This window comes from Arthrobacter sp. ISL-48 (assembly GCF_018613805.1).
Classification (GTDB): Bacteria; Actinomycetota; Actinomycetes; order Actinomycetales; family Micrococcaceae; genus Arthrobacter.
On the sequence record NZ_JAGGPL010000001.1, the window covers coordinates 465792 to 484008 of the forward strand.

The window sequence follows — 18217 nt, forward strand, 5'->3', positions numbered from 1 at the left end:
GGGACTCGCCTAGGGCTGTCCGGAACAGCTGACCGGGCGTAGGGTTCGTTTCATGGATCGGATACGGGCCATCCTTCTCCCCGGGAGCGTGCTCCCCGCCCAGCCGGCGTATGGCGCCCTCATTGCGGCACTGGGATCCGACGTCGACGCTGTTGCCAAGGATTTGGAACTTTACGCGGGCGACGAGCCGCCGCCCGGCTGGAGCCTGGACACAGAGATCGACGGCGTGCTGCGCGAAGCCGACGCGCGGGGATGGGAGTCGTTCCATCTTGCGGGCTATTCGGGTGGGGGCGCGGCGGCGCTGGCATTCGCCGCCAAGCATCCGGACCGGCTGCTGAGCCTGGCCCTGTTGGAGCCTGCCTGGGCCGGGAACTGGGACTGGAGTCCCGCGCACACTGAGTTGTGGAAGGTTTATGACCAGCTGGAGGACCTGCCACCTGAGCAGTTCATGCCCGCCTTCATGAGGCTGGGAGTTAAGCCCGACGTCGTCCTTCCGCCACCGCCGCCGGGTCCCCCGCCGCCGTGGATGGCCAAACGGCCAGCGGGCATCAGGGCGTTCCTGCGGACCTTCAAGAGCTATGACCTGGAGAGGGCGCGTTTGGCGGCGTTTCGGCAGCCGGTGTTCTTCGCCCTCGGCGGCCTGAGCAACCCGGATGACTACGGCGAGATTGCCGGCCGGCTGTCCAGGGTGTTCTTCCCGGACTTCCGCCTGGAGGTGTTCCCCAAGCGGCACCACTTCGACCCGCCACACCGGATCGAGCCCGAGCGGCTGGCTGAGCTGCTGCGCGGTCACTGGGAGCGGGCGCAACGGGCGGCGGTGAAAGGCGGGATGCCCGCCTCGTGAGGGAACGCAGAGTGCCAGGCCTCTTCGAATGCACCCCTAAAACCCGTCAGGGAGCAAGCAGTCCGTCCGCGACGACCGCGAGCATGGGTGCCACCGACTCGGGGGGAAGCTCACTGTTGTCTGCCACTGCAGCCAGGCCGCCCACCAGCCGGCTGATCTGCATTGCCTCGACGCCGGGGCGCAGGGCTGAGTCCAGTCCGTCAATCAAGCGCTGATTCGCATTGACGTAGGTCCTGCATTTTCCTGCGAATGGAGACCCGGGATCGCCCAGCGCAGCAGTGATCCGCGCGGCTGCACCCTTGTTTTCTGTCAGCATCGCCGCATAGTCGGTCAGCCACGTCATCAACTGCTCCCGCGCGGAGCCGTTGAGCGAAAGCGCCCGGTCGACTGCTGCATTGACCTTCTCAGCCCAAGACTCCAGGACCGCGTCGTACAGCGACTCTTTGGTCGGGAAATGCCGGTACAGCGTGCCGGGGCCCACCTCCGCCCCTTTGGCCACCTCGTCCATCGAGACGGCGTCGAAGCCTTTGGCACGGAAAAACGCACGTGCAACCTCCACGATCTTGTCGCGGTTGCGTTGAGCGTCAGCGCGCAAAGTAACACCTCTCAAAAACTTGTTGCCAAACGGAGAGTGTCTCCGTATAGTTCTAACCGGAGCATCTCTCCTCTTAGTGTACGTCAGCCCTTCGGCTAGAACAGGACACCACCCCATGACATCCACCATCGCCACACGGGCGACCGCCGGGATCGCGACAACCGGCAGCCGCGCCGGCAGCATCGGCCTCTGGCTGGTCATGCTTGCCCAACTCATGCTTGTCCTCGACGCGACAGTTGTGAACGTCGCGCTCCCCCACATCGCCGCCGACCTCCATTTCTCCCGGGCTGAGCTCAGCTGGGTCCTGAACGGCTACGCCGTCGCCTTCGGCGGACTCCTGCTGCTCGGCGGACGGATCGGAGACGTCTTCGGCCGCCGCCGCACTTTCCTGGTGGGCGTGGCCGCCTTCACGCTCTTCTCGCTGCTCGGCGGCCTGGCCACCTCACCTCTTCTCCTCGTCATCGCACGCGCGCTCCAGGGCCTCGGTGCCGCATTCGCCGCCCCGAGCGTGCTCGCGCTCATCACTACTACTGCAAAGGACGACGGCGCACGGAACCGGGCGCTGGCATTGTTCTCTGCCATCGCCTCGATGGGCGGCGCGCTCGGACTCATTCTTGGCGGCCTGCTCACCGACATGGCCAGCTGGCGGTGGACCCTCTTCATCAACGTGCCGATCGGCGTCGTCGTGCTCCTTGCGGTGCCGCGCCTCGTCGCCGAAACTCCCCGCAGGCCCGGGCGCTTCGACGTCCTCGGAGCGGTGACCGCTACGGGCGGCGCCGTCGCCATCGTGTGGGCCCTGATCCAAGCCGGCGACGTCGGCTGGTCCAGCCCCCGCACCATCGGCGGCCTCCTGGTCGGCGCAGCGCTGATCACCGTTCTCGCCTTCACCGAGCGGAGAGTTGCCCACCCCCTGCTCCGCCCGCAGCTGCTCCGCAGCCCGAGCCGGGTGGCGGCTCTGGCGGCGATGGCGGCCACCTACGGCGGGATGCTGGCAATGTTCTTCCTCATGGTCCAGTACCTCGAAGACGATCTGCACCTCTCGCCAATGGTGACGGGACTGGCGTTCCTGCCCATGCCCCTGAGCATCTTCGCAATGTCGCGGATTGTACCGCGGCTGGTGGAGCGATTCGGGGCCGTGCGCCTTGTCATCGTGGGCGCAGCCCTCCGCGTCATCGCCTTCCTGCCGCTCACGCAGCTGGGTCCGGACACGCCCTTCGTGGTGGTCCTGATTGCCCTGCTGTTGACCGGAATCTCAGCCGGCATGACGTTCATGCCGCTCACGACCCTCGCGCTTCGCAACGTCGAACCCGAGCACGCAGGGTCCGCCTCCGGGCTTTTCCAGACAATGCAGCAACTGGGCGGCGCCGTCGGACTGGCCATCGTGGCTTCGACCTATGCGGCCTTCGCTACCCCTGGCGACTTCCTGACCGGCGGACGGGCCGGGTTCTGGTCGGCGACCATCCTCTCCGCCGTCGCACTGGCAGCTGTTCTGTCGCTGGTCATGAGAAACCGGAAGGTGGCATGAGGGCATCCGTTCGCTGAGCGCCCTTACTCCTGCCCGGCGCCGTCCAGCGCCGGGCTGTAGGCCGTGAATCCTTCCCGAAGCCGCACCGATTTCTCGCCGATCATCGCGATGTCCTCCCACATAACCAGGAACGAGCCCCGGTGCCGCCACTCCAGCATCTGGGCCAGCGGCCAGGGCTGGTTGACGCCCGTCCGCTCGTAGCCGAGGAACGAAGATACGCTGTGCGGGCTGACAACCAGCCCCAGCAGGCGGGCTTCGGCCATGAGCTGCTGCGGGGCGCCGTCCACCACGAACCGTGCGTCGGCAACCCGGCCCAGCCGCCCTCCGTCGCTGTCGTACACCGGGGTGCCCAGGAGGTCACCGAGGATCATGGCGGCCTCCCGGGATGCGGGCGATGATCTTGTCCCGGATCCAGCGCTCCACCCAGCCGGCGTCCAGGCTGTCGCCGCTAACGCCGAGCTTGATGACCACGCCGACGTCGGCAACGTCCTTCCAGGGGATGCGGATCAGCCGGGACGACGGCGGCCTGCCGCCGAAGATCCGGGTGCCCAGCACCGGTCCGGTGAGCAGTGCCGTCAGAATAGGGGCGGGGGTCCCCTCAGGTATCTCTGTTTCCAGGGCGGGTCCGCTGAGTTCGAGGTCGTCCACGGTGGTGACCGGGACGCCGTCGTTATCCAGTGCCTGCCGGTCCATCAGATGGAGCTGGGCGTCCAGGGTGCGGCCGGCGATCGGGGGAACCGGCGCCAGCGTGCTCGGGAATGGGCGATTCATGATCCGGCTCCTGTCACGATCATCAGGGGTATTGCGGCGATGGACGCCACCAGGATGACCACCAGGTAGACCATCGACAGCACGTTGACCGCCCGGCCGTTGACGTGTTCACCCATGTATTGCGGATCGTTGGACACAATGAGGATGGGCAGGTACGTCAGCGGCAGCGCGATCGCAGAGAACACCACGGAGTATTCGGTGACGAGCACGGGATCCACGCCGGTGGACAGGACTGCGATGCCGATCAGCAGGCAGATGATCATGGACAGGTGGAAGCGGGCGGCCTGCGCGGGGCGGCGGAACTTGCCCCAGGACCAGCCGAAGAACTGCGCCAGGGTGTAGCCGCTGGAGAGGGTGGTTTCCAGGGCTGCGCCGAAGGTCGCGGCCACGATGCCCACCAGGACAAAGGCGAGGCCGAGTTTTCCTGCGCCCTCCGCGACAGGCAGGATCACCTGGGACAAAGAGGTGACGGCGATTCCGGCCGGAAGGAGCACGACGGCGGCGCACCCGGCGATCGCCACGGACAGTATCCCGCCGAGGGGGAAGCCGACCAGGACGTTGATCCGTGACTGCACCAGGTCCTTGACGGACCAGCCTTCCTCCACGGCGCCGGAGGAGAAGAAGAATACCTCGTACGGTGTCATGGCGGCGCCGAAGAGGGCGATGGCGTAGTACCAGTAGGAGGAGGCGGTTTCCTCGCCCGGGATGGCTGGTGCCAGGGCCTGCCCGGCCAGGTTGCCCCAGTCGGGTTTGAGCAGGAAGAGCGCGACGACGAACACGATCAGCGTCAGCCCGAGCATCCCGGTGACGTTTTCCATGATGGAGAACTTGACCCGCCAGATGACAAGCCAGACGGCGACCACCGCCACCGGGATCCACAGCAGGTAGTGGACGCTGCTGGCCAGCTGCAGTGCCAGGGCGATGCCGCCGAGTTCCGCGGTCACCGTCATCAGGTTGATGAGGAAGGATGCGGACAGGTTGGCGAGCCCGGCCCGGGGGCCGAGCCGTTCGCGGATGACCTCGAAGGTCGCCCGGCCGGAGGCTGCGGCCACCCGTCCGGACATGTTGGCGAACAGGCAGATACCGACGACGCCGACCCCCACCACCCAGACCAGGGACAGTCCGAAGCGGGAGCCGACGACGGCGTTGGTCACCAGGTCCCCGATGTCCACGAACCCGCCAATGGCGGTGAGGACTCCGAGCGCGACGCCGAGAAGCCGCTTCACTTGTCCCCCACCTTCGCCTTCAGGTTTTTCAGGGCGTCCTCCGCCGTTGCAAGGGCGTGGTCGCCGTCGGACAGCGAGGGGCCGCCGTCGTCTGTGGAGACGGCGTTGCGGGCGGTGTTGAAGCCGGCGGAGCAGCTGTCCAGGGCTGCCAGGGCTTCCTGCTGTGCGTCGCGGTCTTCAGGCGTGGCAGGCGATAGCTTCAGGACAGTGTCCCGGCTGGTCTGCACCTCCTTGAGGGCGTCGTCCAGCGCGGTGGAGGTGGCGGCCCGGGTCAGTTTGCCGGCCATATCCTGTGCCATGGCCAGGCGGGCGGTGGCGACGGCCGACGCGCTGTCCTTGACAGCGGTGGTGACGGTCTCTGTGACGCCACCGCTGCAGGCGGTGAGGACTGCGAGCGCTGCGACGCACGCGGCGAGCAGTGGTCCTCGTCGGGCGGGCCGGGCCGTGGCCGCCCGTGCTCTGCCTGGTCCGATCAGCACTGCGCCTCCAGCCTCCGGGAGGTCCCGGTGGTTGCCATCGCCCTTCTGCAGACAGGCGAAAATTTAGTTGCCTTGAGCTATATATAGCACTACCCATGGCTGCTGTCTTGGAAACCGGCGAAGGTATTTCCTCAGGTGGTAGCCCGGATTGCCCACCGGGCGTATGATCCCGGCAAGGAACGGCCCCGCCCGTCCCTGCCCTTTGTGTCGTCCTGCTTTCTGGAGAAGATCACCATGGAAATGCCCAAGCCGTCCGAGGCCGACAAGGAACGCTTCCGGTCGGTGGTGCCGGACCGTCCCGACGTCGTCATCAAGCCGATGTTCGGCAACCTCGGAGCCTTCGTGAACGGCAACATGTTCGCCGGGCTGTTCGGCCCCACCATCGGCATCAAGCTGTCCGGTGAGGACCGGGAACTGCTCGAATCCTCTGAGCGGACCGTGCCGTTTGGCCCTGCGGAGCGGCCCATGGGCGGGTACACCGGGCTGCCCGAGGTGTGGAACGAGGAGGGCGACGGCGACGACGCCCGGGCACGAGCGTGGACGGAGAAGGCGTTCAATTACGTCGCCACGCTGCCGCCGAAGGAGCCGAAAGCGCCCAAGGCCAAGTCCTCACAATAGGGCCGGCGCCGCGTCAACCCATCCCGATCCCCCCGTGATCCGAATCACTGTTGGCCAAAGAGATCCCCTCCTTGGCCAATGACAGAGGAGTGGACCGTGAAAAGGTATTCAATGGTGGCCCTAGGGGCTTCCGCCGTGGCTTTGATCGCAGCAGGCACCCTGGGGGCAGCGCCTGTACTTGCGCAGGGCCAAAAGACGGCTGACAAGAGCGTCACCCTCCGAGCGACACTGTCGCAACTAAACGGATCGGGCGCCTCAGGCACCGCAACCGCCATCGTCAAGAACCAGAAAATAGAGCACATTGAAGTGCACGCCCATGGCCTGACCCCCAACGCACCCCACGCCCAGCACATCCATTACGGCGAGCAGGCCCTCAACGAGTGCCCCACCCTGGCCTTGGACAGCAATATGGACGGACGGCTCAGTACCGTGGAGGGAATTCCGGCCTACGGACCCGTTGTGGTGTCCCTGAACACCACCGGCGATACCACCCCCGCCAGCTTCCTGGACGTGGCACGCTTCCCGGTATCATCGGCTGGCAGCTATGACTACAGCCGCAACAACATCGAGTTCACCGACGTTGCGGGTACCGGTTACCCGGGCAACGGGGGCACAGGCACAGCCAAGCAGATTGCTGATGCCATCCGTGACGGCGAGGGCGTCGTAGTGATCCATGGCCTGGACTATGACGGTAACGGCACCTACAACTTCAGTGATCCCGAAGGCGCCAGCGAGCTCACCCCGAACCTGCCGGCGGAGGCTACGGACCCCGCCGCCTGCGGAGTGCTTGAGCTTCACTAACCCAGGCTTCGTTGCATCTGGTATGCATGTCCGCTTGCCTGCTGAACAGGCCAGCCCCGGCCGATGACCCGCCTCTGAGAGGCGGGTCATCGGTATTTCGGGCTCCAGACTGACGAAAACCTGAATGGGGCACCTGTACCGGCGTTAGGCTTCAAGCCGCTTGCGCAGGAGGCAGAACTCGTTGCCCTCAGGGTCGGCCAGGACGTGCCATTGCTCGTAGCCGGTCTGCCCGACGTCGGCGGGACGGGCGCCGAGGGCGAGCAACCGTTCCAGCTCGGCGTCCTGGTCCCGGTCGATAGGGTTGATGTCGATGTGCAGAGGAGGCTTTGCGGCCCGGGGGTCGCTGCTGGGACTCAGAATGATGGTGGGCTGCAGGCCACCGAACCCGGCGACCGGCGGACCTATCTCGATCGCACCATCCTCCCTGTCGAGCTCGACGTAGCCGAGGACCTCGCTCCAGAAATGTGCGAGCCGTTCGGGGTCGGAGCAGTGGAGGACCAGTTCACTGATACGGGATGCCATGGAACTCATGGTACAGAGACGCTCGGCGAGGACGTGTGAGTCAACACGGCCGTTCTGTCTTAAGTGTTCAGCGACCGTGGGGTGTCTAGTGGGCTACCGACTCGGGCGCCTGTGCACTAACCCGCGTGTCGGCCTGACGGTGGACAAGCAGCCATTCGTTGCCGTCCCGCCGGTAGATATTCGTCGTGCGTAGGGCCACGTCGTCCAGGTCGGCCCGTCCGGAAACCCGAACCCTGAACCGCTCGATCAGTACCACGTAGGCAAGGTCTCCGACCACGGCGGTGGCACAGTTCTCCAAGGACACAACTTCACCGTCCCGGTAGATCGCCGCTGCCTTGGCGATGCTGGCCGCGACGTTGTCCCACCCTTGGGAGACACCGCCGAGGGGGTTGGCCAGGGTCACGTTGTCGGTCTTTGCGAACAGCGCTTGAGAGGGCGCAGGATCACCCTTCATGAGCTCGGCAAGTGCGGCACGCAGACGCTCCACCACGCCGTCGAAGTTTGAACCAACCATCACCCTCACCACTCCCATGGGATCACGCGTTCTGGCGCTGCCCCCAGTATGCGCCCCGCGGTTCCGGATGGCGCCTCGAACAGGAACTGATCAGCTGGGACTGGGCGTCCGAGCGGCTGCCTGATCGGGCCAGGGTTGTTGTGCCCATCGCCAAATGCAGCGCAGCTGTGAAAGCATTCCGTGTGGGCCGGTCACCGAGGCCCTTCATGAAAACTGGGGGCAACATGGATCGCCGAACGAAACCGCAGTGGCTGCCACATGTGCCGGCGGCTCTCCTGGTGATGGGGGCGACTGTCATGGCTGGCTGCACAGCACCCGATGGCCCCGTAACGAAGCCAAGCAATGCCCCGGTTGTCACCGTGGCCCCCGTGTCGGTGGCGGAAAGCTTCCCTAAATACGATGCCCTGCGAGCGGAGATTATCGCCGCCCTGGAAGAGAAAATGCCTGATATCAGCTGGACCGTGGACGAGCCGGCCACCCTGGCCAGGCTGAAGGATGGCAGATGCATGCTCTACCCGCAGACCATGAAAAGCAGCGCCGACATCGTGGAGCCGTCAAACCACTTCGCTGACATCTTCTCCGCAGGCGACCCCGTCCTGGCGCAGCACGGCTTTCCCGCGTTCGACGGAACAGACCCTGTTCCCGGCGGCTGGATGGTAACCCGCAGCACGGACCCGGCCGGAGCCACCCTGACCGTCGAGTCAAAGAGTCCTGCCTATATGCGCATGAGCGTCCCGGTGGATTCCCCGGCCTGCGATCCGAAAGAGATTCCCGCAGGCTGACGGGGAAGTTCTCCCCATCGCGGCACGCACGGCAACCGGAATAGCATGACCTTGGCTTGAAGCTCAACTAAAGGGGGACGAACGGATGCCTGGATTCTATGGCGGCGACATTGAACAGCTGCGGGCACTCGCAAAAACGATGGCGCAGCATTCCGAGAAGATGACCTCGCTGTCCATGGACCTCGGCCAGCTGCTTTCCCGTGCTCCCTGGGATGGGCGCGACGCCGCCAGGTTCCGGGCGGCCTGGGATTCGGAACACCGGCCGATGCTGAAGCGCATCGCCGCAGAACTCCAGAGCCAGGCACAGGAACTGACCCGCAACGCGGATCAGCAGGACAAGGCCAGCTCGGGGGCAACGGGATCTGACAGTTCAGGAAAGCCGGACTCGAACCCTCCCGGAGATCCAGGGCCGCTGGATCCGGACCGCCCCGACGTCGTCGTACCTGGCGACGTCCGCGAGGACCCCAACGCCGGCGATCCCGGCGATATCCAGCAGGGGCAGATCGGCGACTGCTGGCTCCTGGCAGGCATCGGCTCCGTTGCCCAGACGCTCGAGCAGCAAGGCAAACTCGATGAATTCCTCGCCGAGCACATGCGCCCTGTTGGCGATCCGCCAACGCATTGGGTGGTGACCCTGTACGAAGACGGCGAGCCCGTGGACGTCACCGTCGAGGCCAAGTCCACCGATGGCGGGGTCCGGGGTGCGGACGGCCAGCCAAACTGGCTTTCCATCTACGAACGCGCGGCGGCGGAGCAGCGGGGCGGTTCTTATGACGACATCGACGGCGGATACAGCAGCGACGCGATGGAGCTCATGACGGGGAAGTCCGCGGACAAGGACGGGGAGCTGGACCTGGATGAGATCGAGGAAAAGCTCGGTGATGGCCAGGCCTTGTCCGTGGGCAGTGAGGACACCAAGGACGACGATTTTGACTGGGTCTGGGAGTCAGACGAAGTCAACCGTACCGATGTTGTCCCCAACCATGCGTACATGGTGGTGGACGTGAAAACCAACGACGACGGCGAGAAAGTGGTTGTTCTGGCCAACCCCTGGGGTCCAGCCGGTGGTCACATGGCCGGCGACGATGACCTCAAGTCCGGCACGCTGGAACTGACCGAGGATGAGTACAAGGAAAACTTCGACTCCGTGTACTCCGTGGACACGAAGTAAGGATGGCCGTGGAACAGCTCGTAACAGTCAAGCAGGGCATGCAGCCCAGGTTCGGCGGTGTCCTGGTGGGCATCGTGAAGATCGGCGTGGCCGACGGCGCCCCGGCCATTCAGGTCTGGATCCGGACCGCTGAGCAGGAGCGCAAGCAGGCCTTCCGTGAGGGCCAGTCCGTCGCCCTGCCAGGCGCCGGAACGTTACGGATTGATTCAATCCGGCCTGCTGAGGCCAGCACCGCGGCGTCGGCCGTCCTGGCCTACGACGCCGGCAAGGACTGACTTCCGTACTGCAGTCCCCCTCCTGACGCAGTACCAACCGCCGTGAGTACCGCACTCTCGGCAAGCCCGGAATTACCAGTTCCGAATTTGTCACTCCATAGACCCATCCGAAATGCGATGGCGCCCGAATAAATGGCGTAACCCCTTGGGTCAGCAGGCATACGGCCGATCCATAAACAGATCCCGCATTCAGGAGAGCATCATGGCAACACACACCAGCACCGGCAACGCAACCCGCACCAACGTCCAGAAGGCAGCAATGCTGGTGGGCGCAGTGTTCCTCCTGGTCGGTGTCCTGGGCTTCGTCCCGGGCATCACCAGCAACTACGGCGAGCTGCAGTTCGCCGGCCACCATTCCGAGGCCATGCTGCTGGGCCTTTTCCAGGTCTCAGTGCTGCACAACATCGTCCACCTCCTCTTCGGCGCCGCCGGCCTGCTACTGGCCCGCGGCGCCACCGGGGCCCGCTCCTTCCTCCTCTACGGCGGAATCGTGTACCTGGTCCTGTTCGTCTACGGCCTCGTGTTCGACCAGGAATCGGCAGCGAACTTCGTCCCGCTGAACGGCTTCGACAACGGACTGCACCTGCTGCTCGGCGTCGGGATGATCGCCCTCGCACTGGTGCTCACCAGGGGCCACGCGAAGGCCCGGGCTTAAGGAGCTCCCGCGGCGGCGGGTACGGGCGCTGATTCGACAACTTGTCACGCCGTTAATCAATCATTCACGCCCTCCTCAGGACCCGTCCAACCGGCTTCCCTAAGTTCGAAGCCATGGACAACATCACCCGCAGATCCCTCATTTCAGCCGGCCTCGGGGCTGGCCTCATCGCCGCAATGCCCAGTGCCGCCGTCGCGTTTTCCACAGCGGACGACGCCGGTCTCCGCACCGATCCGTTCATGCTGGGCATCGCCTCCGGCGAGCCGTGGCCGGATGGCTTCGTCCTGTGGACCCGTCTGGCCGTGGACCCGGTGGCCGAGGACGGGCTGGGCGGCATGCCGTCCCGGCAGGTACCAGTCGCCTGGGAAGTGGCCGAGGACGCCGGCATGCGCACCGTGGTGTCACGCGGCGTGGAGCAGGCCCGGATCGAGAACGCCCATTCCGTCCACGTGGAGCTGCGCGGCCTGAAGCCGGGCCGCGAGTACTTCTACCGGTTCCGCAGCGGCCGGCACCTCAGCCCGGTGGGCCGCACCCTTACCAGCCCCGCACCGCACGAGACGCCAGCCGCGCTGGCCATGGCGTTCGCCAGCTGCGCCCAGTACGAGCACGGCTACTTCACCGCCTACAAGCGCCTGGCCGAGGACCACCCGGACCTGGTCCTGCACCTGGGCGACTACCTGTACGAGTACAAGAAGGGCAGCTACGTGATCGGCGGCGGCAACCCGCGGGACCACGAGGGCCCGGAGACCGTCACGCTGGACAGCTACCGGCAGCGGCACGCGCAGTACAAGGCCGACGCCGATCTGCAGGCCGCGCACGCCATCGCACCGTGGCTGGTGGTCTGGGATGACCACGAGGTGGACAACAACTGGGCGGACGACGTTCCGGAGAACACCGACCCCGCGCAGCTGAATGACACCACGGAACATTTCCGGCAGCGCCGCGCCGCCGCGTTCCAGGCGTACTACGAGAACATGCCGCTGCGGCCGTCCTCGGTGCCGGCCGGGTTCGACATGAAGATCTACCGGAAGGTCCAGTGGGGCCAGCTGGCCAACTTCCACATGATGGACACCCGCCAGTACCGCGACGACCAGCTCGCCGGCGACGGTTGGAAGAAGAACGTGGCCGAACGGCTGGCCGAGGACCGCACCATCACCGGCGCCGAGCAGGAGAAATGGCTGCTGGACGGCTTCCGGAACTCCACCCAGCGCTGGGACATCCTTGGCCAGCAGGTCTTCTTCGCCGAACGGGACCGCGACGCCGCACCGGAGATCGACGACGTCTCCATGGATGGTTGGGATGGCTACGCCGCGTCCCGCCGTCGCATCACCCAGGGCTGGGTGGATTCGAACGTCCGCAACGCCGTCGTCCTCACCGGCGACGTCCACCGCAACTGGGCCAACGACGTCAAGGTCGACTACAAGGACCCCGCCTCACCGGTGGTCGGCTCGGAGCTGGTGTGCACGTCCATCACCTCCACCGGGAACGGCACAGGCTCCACCACCGACCCCACCATGGCATGGAACCCGCACCTGAAGTTCTACAACGACAACCGCGGCTACGTGAACACCCGTATCACCAAAGCCTCCCTGCAGGCGGACTTCCGGGTGCTGGACCGCGTCACGACGCCGGGCGCACCGGCTGCGACGAAGGCTTCCTTTGAGGTCCGGGACGGCGTGCCGGGGCTGCAGGTCCGTTCCTGACGGTGCAAGTACCACGACGACGGCGGGGTGGCCGGCTTTCCACTGCCCACCCCGCCGCTGTGGTCAATTCGAGCGCGGGTCAAGTCGAGCGCGCCCCTAGATGCAGCTGGGCTGGTAGGCCGGATCGGCCGGGCCGGAAGCCTGCCCCAGTGCGTTGGCCACGAGCCGGTGCACCACGGGGTCGTTCGGCGTCTGGTCGTGTTCGAAAAGATCGGCCGGGCACTTGTCCTGGATGGTGATGTTGGTGACCTGCCGTGCCGGGCCGTTGAGGAACTGGCTGTTGTAGGGGATCACCACTTCGTCGTGGACCGTGGAAATGACGGTGTAGGAAGGTCCGGCTACGGTGTCGCCGATGGAGTTGAGTTTCTGCATGAATGCCGATCCTGCCTGCTGGTCGGAGCAGGCAGCGCAGCCCAGGCCGGTGTAGGGCGGATCAGGGACAAAACCCGGCGGCGGGACGATCACACCTTCCGTGCCGTGGTTGGAAGGTGCGATGCCGACCAGTTGGTGCACATACTTAGCTCCGCCCAGGAAGCCCATGTAGTAGCGGGGCATCATGCCGCCCTGGCTGTGGCCCACCAGATCTACTTTCTTGGCGCCAGTTGCAGAACGAACCGCGTCCACGAACGGGGCAAGTTCCTTCGCTGAGTCGGTCACTGGCGCGGTGGCGTACACGCCGTTCGTTTCGCCGTAGTTGAGGGTGAAGACGCAGTACCCGGCGCTTTTGAGGTAGGGCGACAGGGTGGACCAGTTCTTCGCCATGCTCTCGAAGGTCCCCGGGACCAGGACCACCGGATAGGGATGCGCGGCGCTTGGCTTGCAGGACCAGTCGTTGGCTCCGGGCGGCGAAATCCCGACGACGTCCGCCTGGGCGGGAGCTACAGCCAGGGAGCCGGCGAGGAGGAGTGCGGCCGCAGAGATGGACAGGGTTCGGGTGAGCAGTGACATAGAAACCTCATTGTTCGTGTGTCAGCAGGATGGGTCCGGCCTGAATGCTGGTCGCTTGGGCCAGCCAAGCCCGGGGGTTCCAACATGCTAGGCACCGCGAACGCACTTGCGACACCGTTTGCACGGATGTGCGCATGAAAAAGGGCTCCTCAGCGGAGCCCTTTTTCCTTGCCGGACGTTCTCTTCACAACATTGTTACTGGTGAGTAGCTTTTAGGGTTCGGGGGGCCGGAAGGACGCCCGGAAGGGCCTGCACAAATGTGCACTGCCGCCGGACCGGCCCTACGTTACCGTTTGGCGTAGTCAGCAAACCCCTGCCAGTCGATCACCACACAGGGTTCATCTCCCACCACCCATGCGTCATGACCCGGGGCCATGGTGGCGAAATCGCCCGGTCCATACTCCATCTCTTCCCCGTCGTCCATGACCACCTTCATTCGGCCCGAAACGAAGTACCCCATGTGGGAGGCCTGGCAGCTCTCCGTTTTGGCGATCGGTTTTACGTGCTGGGACCAACGCCATCCGGGCAGGAATGTGGCGCGGCCCACGGGGCCTTCTTCCATATTGACGAGCTGAAGCTGGCCGGTATCGCCTTCGAACGGCCGGGTCTCCTCGGGCGAATCCAGGCTTTTGCGAACTAAACTTGGCATGTCAGTTTCCTATGGTCGGTAATGCTGCGGTTGCGGCGGTTGCGGGGCTGCTCGAAGGCCCCCACGAGCACGTGGGAAGTTGGGGGCTGCAGCCTCGGCTAATGCGGAGACACCCCGGACAAGGCACCCCCGATATGGCGGCGGAGGTGCGTTGATGTTCATGGATATCTCCTGAAATGGGGTTACTGAGAGGCCCCGATATCCACGACGGAGATATGGAACCCCGCCAGTGATTGACATTCTCCGCTTGCCCAGTGCCGCCCGCAAGAGGGCCGGGAAACTCCCGAAATGCACGCGGGCAATGCCCTGCATTGCCCGCGTTTTATTCGACCAGAAGTGGAATTCCCCCTGTCATGGTCCGGCTACAAATATTTCCTCAATGGCATCTTCGCAACCTGGCATGTGCGTGCCAGCATGGACCTTCGCGAATCGGCTGACAACTTGGCCGGAGTTATCGAAACCAAAGAATGCAGCAGCGTCCTTGAGCTCGTTAATGATGTCGGGAACTGCCCCGGGGCCGTCCAGGACGGCGGCGTGATCCGAGATGCCAAGACCGGTGCAGGCAGCGTGGTGGTTGGCAACATCGGCTGATGCAGGGACAGCCCCTGCATAAAGAACGACCAGTACGGCGGCGGCAACGGTAGCGGAAGTGCGCTTGATGTTCATGGATATCTCCTAAATTTGGGCTACGGCGAAGCCCGATATCCACGGCGGAGAAGGATATGGAACCCCGCCAGTGAGGACATTCTCCGCTTGCGCGATGGCGCCCGCAAGAGGGCCGGGAAACTGCCGAAATGCACGCGGGCAATGCCCTGCATTGCCGTGAAGTCTCCAGAACCGAAACAGTCAGCGGGACGCCGTCGTGACTCGTGGGGCCTCAGAAAATACGCCTAGGTTCCGGTCGCAGAAGACTTACCTGGTACGGCACGGCGCAGGGTGACGGCGTCCCCGATCCGCAACGTTCCCGTATGGACAGTGTGGGCTTGCAGGCCGAGCTCCGTGTTGTTGTGTGCACCGAGGAGCTTCAGGGTCTTGGGCTCGGCAGAGACCTTGGTCTGAGGCTGATCGACCATGACGCACCGGGGCATGCCCTGCCCCAGGCGTATGACCACCTCGCCGCCGATGGCCAGTACGGCGCCGGCCCAGTCCTCCTCGTGGAACATCGGTTCGGTCCCGGTGTCGATGACGATGTTGGCGCGGAAGCGCCGTTCGTCCACGGCCGCACCGGAGAGGCTCTCAAGAGCGGCGAGGGAGGATGTTGTCACCAGGTGCAGCGGCGTCTGGTCGTAGTGCTGCACGGTGGTTTCACGCCGCAGGGTCAGTTCCCGGCCGAAGGCCGCGGTGAGTGCCTGCGATGCGCCGGGGCTGTCGGCTCGGTATCGGAGGCCTTCAGGACTGACGAGCACAGGTGTGTCACCGCTATCCTCAACGCTTGAGGCCCATTGCATCAGGCCGGCGTTTCCTCATGTGGCATTCCGGCATCGTCTCACGCGCCAAGCGTAAATCCGCTAATCAGGCTGCTGGTTGCAGCTCTAAACGTAGGCTGACTGGATGAAGCAGCAGACTGAGGTGGTGCTCGTCCATGGCTTGTGGCACCAGCCGGCCCATTTCGACAAGTTGGCAGACGGTCTGCGCCGCCTCGGCGCCAATGTCCATGTTCCTCGTCTGCATAGGGGTTCGCTGGCTGCGGACACTGCAGTAGTCCAAGAGACGGTCGATGGATGTTTGGTATCGCCAGTCGTCCTGGGCCATTCGTATGGCGGATCTGTCATTACGGGCCTGGAACGGGTCCGGCACCTCATGTATGTTGCGGCGTTCGTTCCGGCAGCGGGTGAAAGTGGCGCCATGCTGGGTGGTCCCTCGGCACTGGTCAACGACGCCGTCCGGCACCACGACGATGGGTCAACCAGTATTCAGCCGGAACGGGCTCGCGAGGTTTTGTACGCAGATTGCTCCGCCGCCGATATTGCATGGGCCACCTCGCTCCTGGTACCTCAACAACCTGGTCATGGTCGCGGGGTGCCCAGCCGCATTGCCTGGGAAACCACCGAGAGTACCTATATCCACTGTGAACGGGACAAAGCGCTTAGCCCTGTCCTTCAGGAACGGATGGCTGGCCGATGTACCAGGGCTGTCCGTTTGAGCTCGGGCCACTCACCCTTCATCAGCCAACCTCAGTGGCTCACGAATCGAATCGTGGAGATATAGACGCCTCGTCGGCCGAAACCAGGCACCCGTGAGCCGAAATCGCTGCGGCAATATGGGACGTTTCCCTTGATGACGCACGGGTGGGCATGGCGTCCAGCACGCTGCTGGCCGGCCAAGTCGTGCCCGACCCATGTGATCCGGTCGCAAGTACCGTTGAGTAATGACGATAAATTTTGACGTGCGTCGGGCTGAGCCCGCGGACGCGCCAAGCATGGCTCGAGTCCACGTGGACACCTGGCGCGAAAGCTACCGGGGGTTGATGAGCGACGATGTGCTGGACGACCCCGCGCTCCTGAGCCGGCGCGAGTCATTCTGGGCCGCGGCCCTGACCGATCCAAGGTACAACCAGAACTCCGTCGCCGTCGCGTCGTCTGAAGGCGCGCTTATCGGCATTGCAATGTCGGGCCCCTCCCCTGAGGACGCCGACGGGCCGCGGCAGTTGTACCTCCTCTACGCATATGCCGCATACCACGGTTCGGGGGTGGGTACGGCGCTCCTCAATGCAGTCATCGACCGGACGGCATCTGCTGCGCTCTGGGTTGCCGACCCTAACCCGCGCGCACAAGCCTTCTACCGGAAAAATGGCTTTGTCGCCGACGGGGCGGTAAAAATCGAAGACGAGGTGCGGGCCGTTCGAATGATCCGAACGATCAGATAAGCGCGACGCGGTTGAGTTTCACACGGCGCGGCAGCCACGGCTAGCCATTAGCCAATGCGTCAGCTCGTCAGTGACATGGACTTGCGCCGGACACGATCCAATCGCGTGCCGAAGTTCACCGGCACTTGAGATGGCAACTCGTTGATCGGAAACCAGCTGACGTCCTCGCTTTCATCACTTACCGCGATCTCGACGTCCGGGGCGATGACCGCGGCGAACCCCACATCCCAGTGGGCGGTACATGAGAATCCCGCATGCAGATCGTGCCGGTCAAGATCCAGAATTCCGGTAGAAAGCAGGACAAGGTCGCCAACTCCGGACTCCTCGCGGGCCTCCCTCTGCGCTGCTTCCGCCACCGATGCGTCCTTCGACTCGATGTGACCGCCGAACTGCACCCAGAACTGCCCCTTGCGATGGAAGCACAGGAGGACATGATCGAATGCAGGCGAAAAAACGAAGCAGGACCCTGTGACATGCTCCGGGCCGCCATCTCGACGCAATGCCGCGTCCCGCGCTGATTTCACGAACCGGAGATATGCGTCTCGCGGTCCTGACTCAGGAAGTTCCCTGAGGGTGGTAAGCAGATTTTCAACAGGCATCCTGCCATCTTGCCGCACGCGGCAACGAACAGCTCAACGCCTCGACTAAGAGCCCTAGTGCCCCTGCCGATCCGCGGCGTTAGCAAGTCCTCAGCGCCACGTCGGCGTGCGTACCAGCGGCTGCAGCCGCACGACCGGCAGCGCGCCCAGCCCGGCGGCGTAGGGCCAAGTTAAGTTTGGCAGAATGAGGGCATGACGGAACCAGTAGTGCGAGTAACTCTCCTCGAGCAGGCCCTTGACGACAAAGTCACTGCAGGAATGCACATCCGCCGCATCACCATGCAGCCGGATGTTATTGGCGGTCCGCATCATCACAACGGGCCGGTGTTCGGAGTCATTGAAACTGGTTCGGTTCTGTTCCAAGTCGACGGAGGGGATGAGACGATTTTGCGCGCTGGTGACGTGTTTTACGAGCCTGCTGACGTCCTGATCGATAAATTTAATGCCACGTCTGAGGGCGTAACCTTCCTCGGCTATTTCCTTACCGGTCCAAATCAGAATCCAGAGCTGATCCCGGGACGCCCGAACGTCTGAGCTGTGAGAGGCCGATGCACGGTCAGCGGTCGGTTGTGCGGGCGTGGAGTGGTCTCTGACCGGCTGATCCCCCGCCGTCACCCGGACAGGCAGGCGTTGTCCAACAAACACGTCAGACCTTCCAGTAGGCTGGAAATCCC

24 protein-coding genes are annotated in these 18217 nt (G+C 64.5%); 12 read left to right on the plus strand and 12 right to left on the minus strand.

Annotated elements, in window-relative coordinates; genetic code table 11:
• Positions 1–52: 52 nt before the first annotated feature.
• Positions 53–844, plus strand: coding sequence for an alpha/beta fold hydrolase (locus J7E83_RS02075; RefSeq protein ID WP_214958745.1), 792 nt, complete (start codon positions 53–55; stop codon positions 842–844).
• Between the two features lie 46 nt (positions 845–890).
• Here the strand turns inward: J7E83_RS02075 and J7E83_RS02080 are convergent, their stop codons facing one another.
• Positions 891–1439, minus strand: a complete 549-nt coding sequence (locus J7E83_RS02080) for a TetR/AcrR family transcriptional regulator (protein ID WP_214958746.1) — start codon at positions 1437–1439, stop codon at positions 891–893.
• Positions 1440–1554: 115 nt separating this feature from the next.
• Between J7E83_RS02080 and J7E83_RS02085 the strand changes: the two genes are divergently transcribed.
• Complete coding sequence (locus J7E83_RS02085) at positions 1555–2964, plus strand: MFS transporter (RefSeq protein ID WP_214958747.1); 1410 nt, start codon at positions 1555–1557, stop codon at positions 2962–2964.
• Between the two features lie 23 nt (positions 2965–2987).
• On the opposite strand, the gene J7E83_RS02090 is transcribed toward J7E83_RS02085, so the two are convergent.
• The 4 genes from J7E83_RS02090 to J7E83_RS02105 are packed head-to-tail and all read right to left on the minus strand — an operon-like array spanning position 2988 to position 5440.
• A complete protein-coding gene (locus tag J7E83_RS02090) occupies positions 2988–3335 on the minus strand; it encodes a PRC-barrel domain-containing protein (RefSeq protein WP_214958748.1) in 348 nt (115 codons plus the stop codon).
• Entirely contained in the window at positions 3322–3735 is a 414-nt protein-coding gene (locus J7E83_RS02095) for a hypothetical protein (RefSeq protein WP_214958749.1), read from the minus strand. The genes J7E83_RS02090 and J7E83_RS02095 overlap by 14 nt, the downstream gene beginning before the upstream one ends.
• Positions 3732–4961 carry an Nramp family divalent metal transporter gene (locus J7E83_RS02100; RefSeq protein WP_214958750.1) on the minus strand — a complete coding sequence of 410 codons (1230 nt, stop codon included), beginning with the start codon at positions 4959–4961 and terminating at the stop codon, positions 3732–3734. Before J7E83_RS02100 ends, J7E83_RS02095 begins: the two co-directional genes overlap by 4 nt.
• The gene (locus J7E83_RS02105) at positions 4958–5440 is read right to left on the minus strand and encodes a hypothetical protein (protein WP_214958751.1); all 483 of its coding nucleotides are present in this window, start codon (positions 5438–5440) and stop codon (positions 4958–4960) included. Before J7E83_RS02105 ends, J7E83_RS02100 begins: the two co-directional genes overlap by 4 nt.
• A gap of 234 nt (positions 5441–5674) precedes the next feature.
• Between J7E83_RS02105 and J7E83_RS02110 the strand changes: the two genes are divergently transcribed.
• Together J7E83_RS02110 and J7E83_RS02115 are read left to right on the plus strand one after the other, a co-directional pair.
• Positions 5675–6058, plus strand: a complete 384-nt coding sequence (locus J7E83_RS02110; protein WP_214958814.1) for a TfoX/Sxy family protein — start codon at positions 5675–5677, stop codon at positions 6056–6058.
• 96 nt (positions 6059–6154) lie between these two features.
• Positions 6155–6859 carry a hypothetical protein gene (locus tag J7E83_RS02115; protein WP_214958752.1) on the plus strand — a complete coding sequence of 235 codons (705 nt, stop codon included), beginning with the start codon at positions 6155–6157 and terminating at the stop codon, positions 6857–6859.
• A 144-nt stretch (positions 6860–7003) separates the two neighbouring features.
• Here the strand turns inward: J7E83_RS02115 and J7E83_RS02120 are convergent, their stop codons facing one another.
• A complete protein-coding gene (locus J7E83_RS02120) occupies positions 7004–7381 on the minus strand; it encodes a VOC family protein (protein WP_214958753.1) in 378 nt (125 codons plus the stop codon).
• 85 nt (positions 7382–7466) lie between these two features.
• Entirely contained in the window at positions 7467–7895 is a 429-nt protein-coding gene (locus tag J7E83_RS02125; protein ID WP_251043380.1) for a nuclear transport factor 2 family protein, read from the minus strand.
• Between the two features lie 224 nt (positions 7896–8119).
• Between J7E83_RS02125 and J7E83_RS02130 the strand changes: the two genes are divergently transcribed.
• From J7E83_RS02130 to J7E83_RS02150, 5 genes are all read left to right on the plus strand, one after another.
• The gene (locus J7E83_RS02130; protein ID WP_214958755.1) at positions 8120–8677 is read left to right on the plus strand and encodes a hypothetical protein; all 558 of its coding nucleotides are present in this window, start codon (positions 8120–8122) and stop codon (positions 8675–8677) included.
• 85 nt (positions 8678–8762) lie between these two features.
• Entirely contained in the window at positions 8763–9848 is a 1086-nt protein-coding gene (locus tag J7E83_RS02135; protein ID WP_214958756.1) for a C2 family cysteine protease, read from the plus strand.
• 8 nt (positions 9849–9856) lie between these two features.
• Entirely contained in the window at positions 9857–10123 is a 267-nt protein-coding gene (locus tag J7E83_RS02140) for a hypothetical protein (protein WP_214958757.1), read from the plus strand.
• Positions 10124–10325: 202 nt separating this feature from the next.
• Positions 10326–10778, plus strand: coding sequence for a DUF4383 domain-containing protein (locus J7E83_RS02145; protein WP_214958758.1), 453 nt, complete (start codon positions 10326–10328; stop codon positions 10776–10778).
• 113 nt (positions 10779–10891) lie between these two features.
• A complete protein-coding gene (locus J7E83_RS02150; RefSeq protein ID WP_214958759.1) occupies positions 10892–12481 on the plus strand; it encodes an alkaline phosphatase in 1590 nt (529 codons plus the stop codon).
• A gap of 96 nt (positions 12482–12577) precedes the next feature.
• Here J7E83_RS02150 and J7E83_RS02155 read toward each other — a convergent pair whose 3' ends face one another.
• The 4 genes from J7E83_RS02155 to J7E83_RS02170 form a co-directional block, all read right to left on the minus strand.
• On the minus strand, positions 12578–13429 hold the full coding sequence (locus tag J7E83_RS02155) for a triacylglycerol lipase (RefSeq protein WP_214958760.1): 852 nt from the start codon (positions 13427–13429) through the stop codon (positions 12578–12580).
• Between the two features lie 286 nt (positions 13430–13715).
• The gene (locus J7E83_RS02160) at positions 13716–14078 is read right to left on the minus strand and encodes a cupin domain-containing protein (RefSeq protein WP_214958761.1); all 363 of its coding nucleotides are present in this window, start codon (positions 14076–14078) and stop codon (positions 13716–13718) included.
• Between the two features lie 351 nt (positions 14079–14429).
• Entirely contained in the window at positions 14430–14744 is a 315-nt protein-coding gene (locus tag J7E83_RS02165; protein WP_214958762.1) for a hypothetical protein, read from the minus strand.
• A 224-nt stretch (positions 14745–14968) separates the two neighbouring features.
• Positions 14969–15526: an MOSC domain-containing protein gene (locus tag J7E83_RS02170; RefSeq protein ID WP_214958763.1), complete on the minus strand. Its 558-nt coding sequence runs from the start codon at positions 15524–15526 to the stop codon at positions 14969–14971.
• A gap of 103 nt (positions 15527–15629) precedes the next feature.
• Here J7E83_RS02170 and J7E83_RS02175 point away from each other — a divergent pair, with 103 nt between their 5' ends.
• Positions 15630–16286: an alpha/beta hydrolase gene (locus J7E83_RS02175; RefSeq protein WP_214958764.1), complete on the plus strand. Its 657-nt coding sequence runs from the start codon at positions 15630–15632 to the stop codon at positions 16284–16286.
• Positions 16287–16446: 160 nt separating this feature from the next.
• A complete protein-coding gene (locus tag J7E83_RS02180) occupies positions 16447–16944 on the plus strand; it encodes a GNAT family N-acetyltransferase (RefSeq protein ID WP_214958765.1) in 498 nt (165 codons plus the stop codon).
• 59 nt (positions 16945–17003) lie between these two features.
• On the opposite strand, the gene J7E83_RS02185 is transcribed toward J7E83_RS02180, so the two are convergent.
• Positions 17004–17543 (minus strand): NUDIX hydrolase, encoded by a 540-nt coding sequence (locus J7E83_RS02185; RefSeq protein WP_214958766.1) that lies wholly within the window; start codon positions 17541–17543, stop codon positions 17004–17006.
• A gap of 192 nt (positions 17544–17735) precedes the next feature.
• Here J7E83_RS02185 and J7E83_RS02190 point away from each other — a divergent pair, with 192 nt between their 5' ends.
• Positions 17736–18077 carry a cupin domain-containing protein gene (locus J7E83_RS02190; RefSeq protein ID WP_214958767.1) on the plus strand — a complete coding sequence of 114 codons (342 nt, stop codon included), beginning with the start codon at positions 17736–17738 and terminating at the stop codon, positions 18075–18077.
• The last annotated feature ends 140 nt before the right edge of the window (positions 18078–18217 follow it).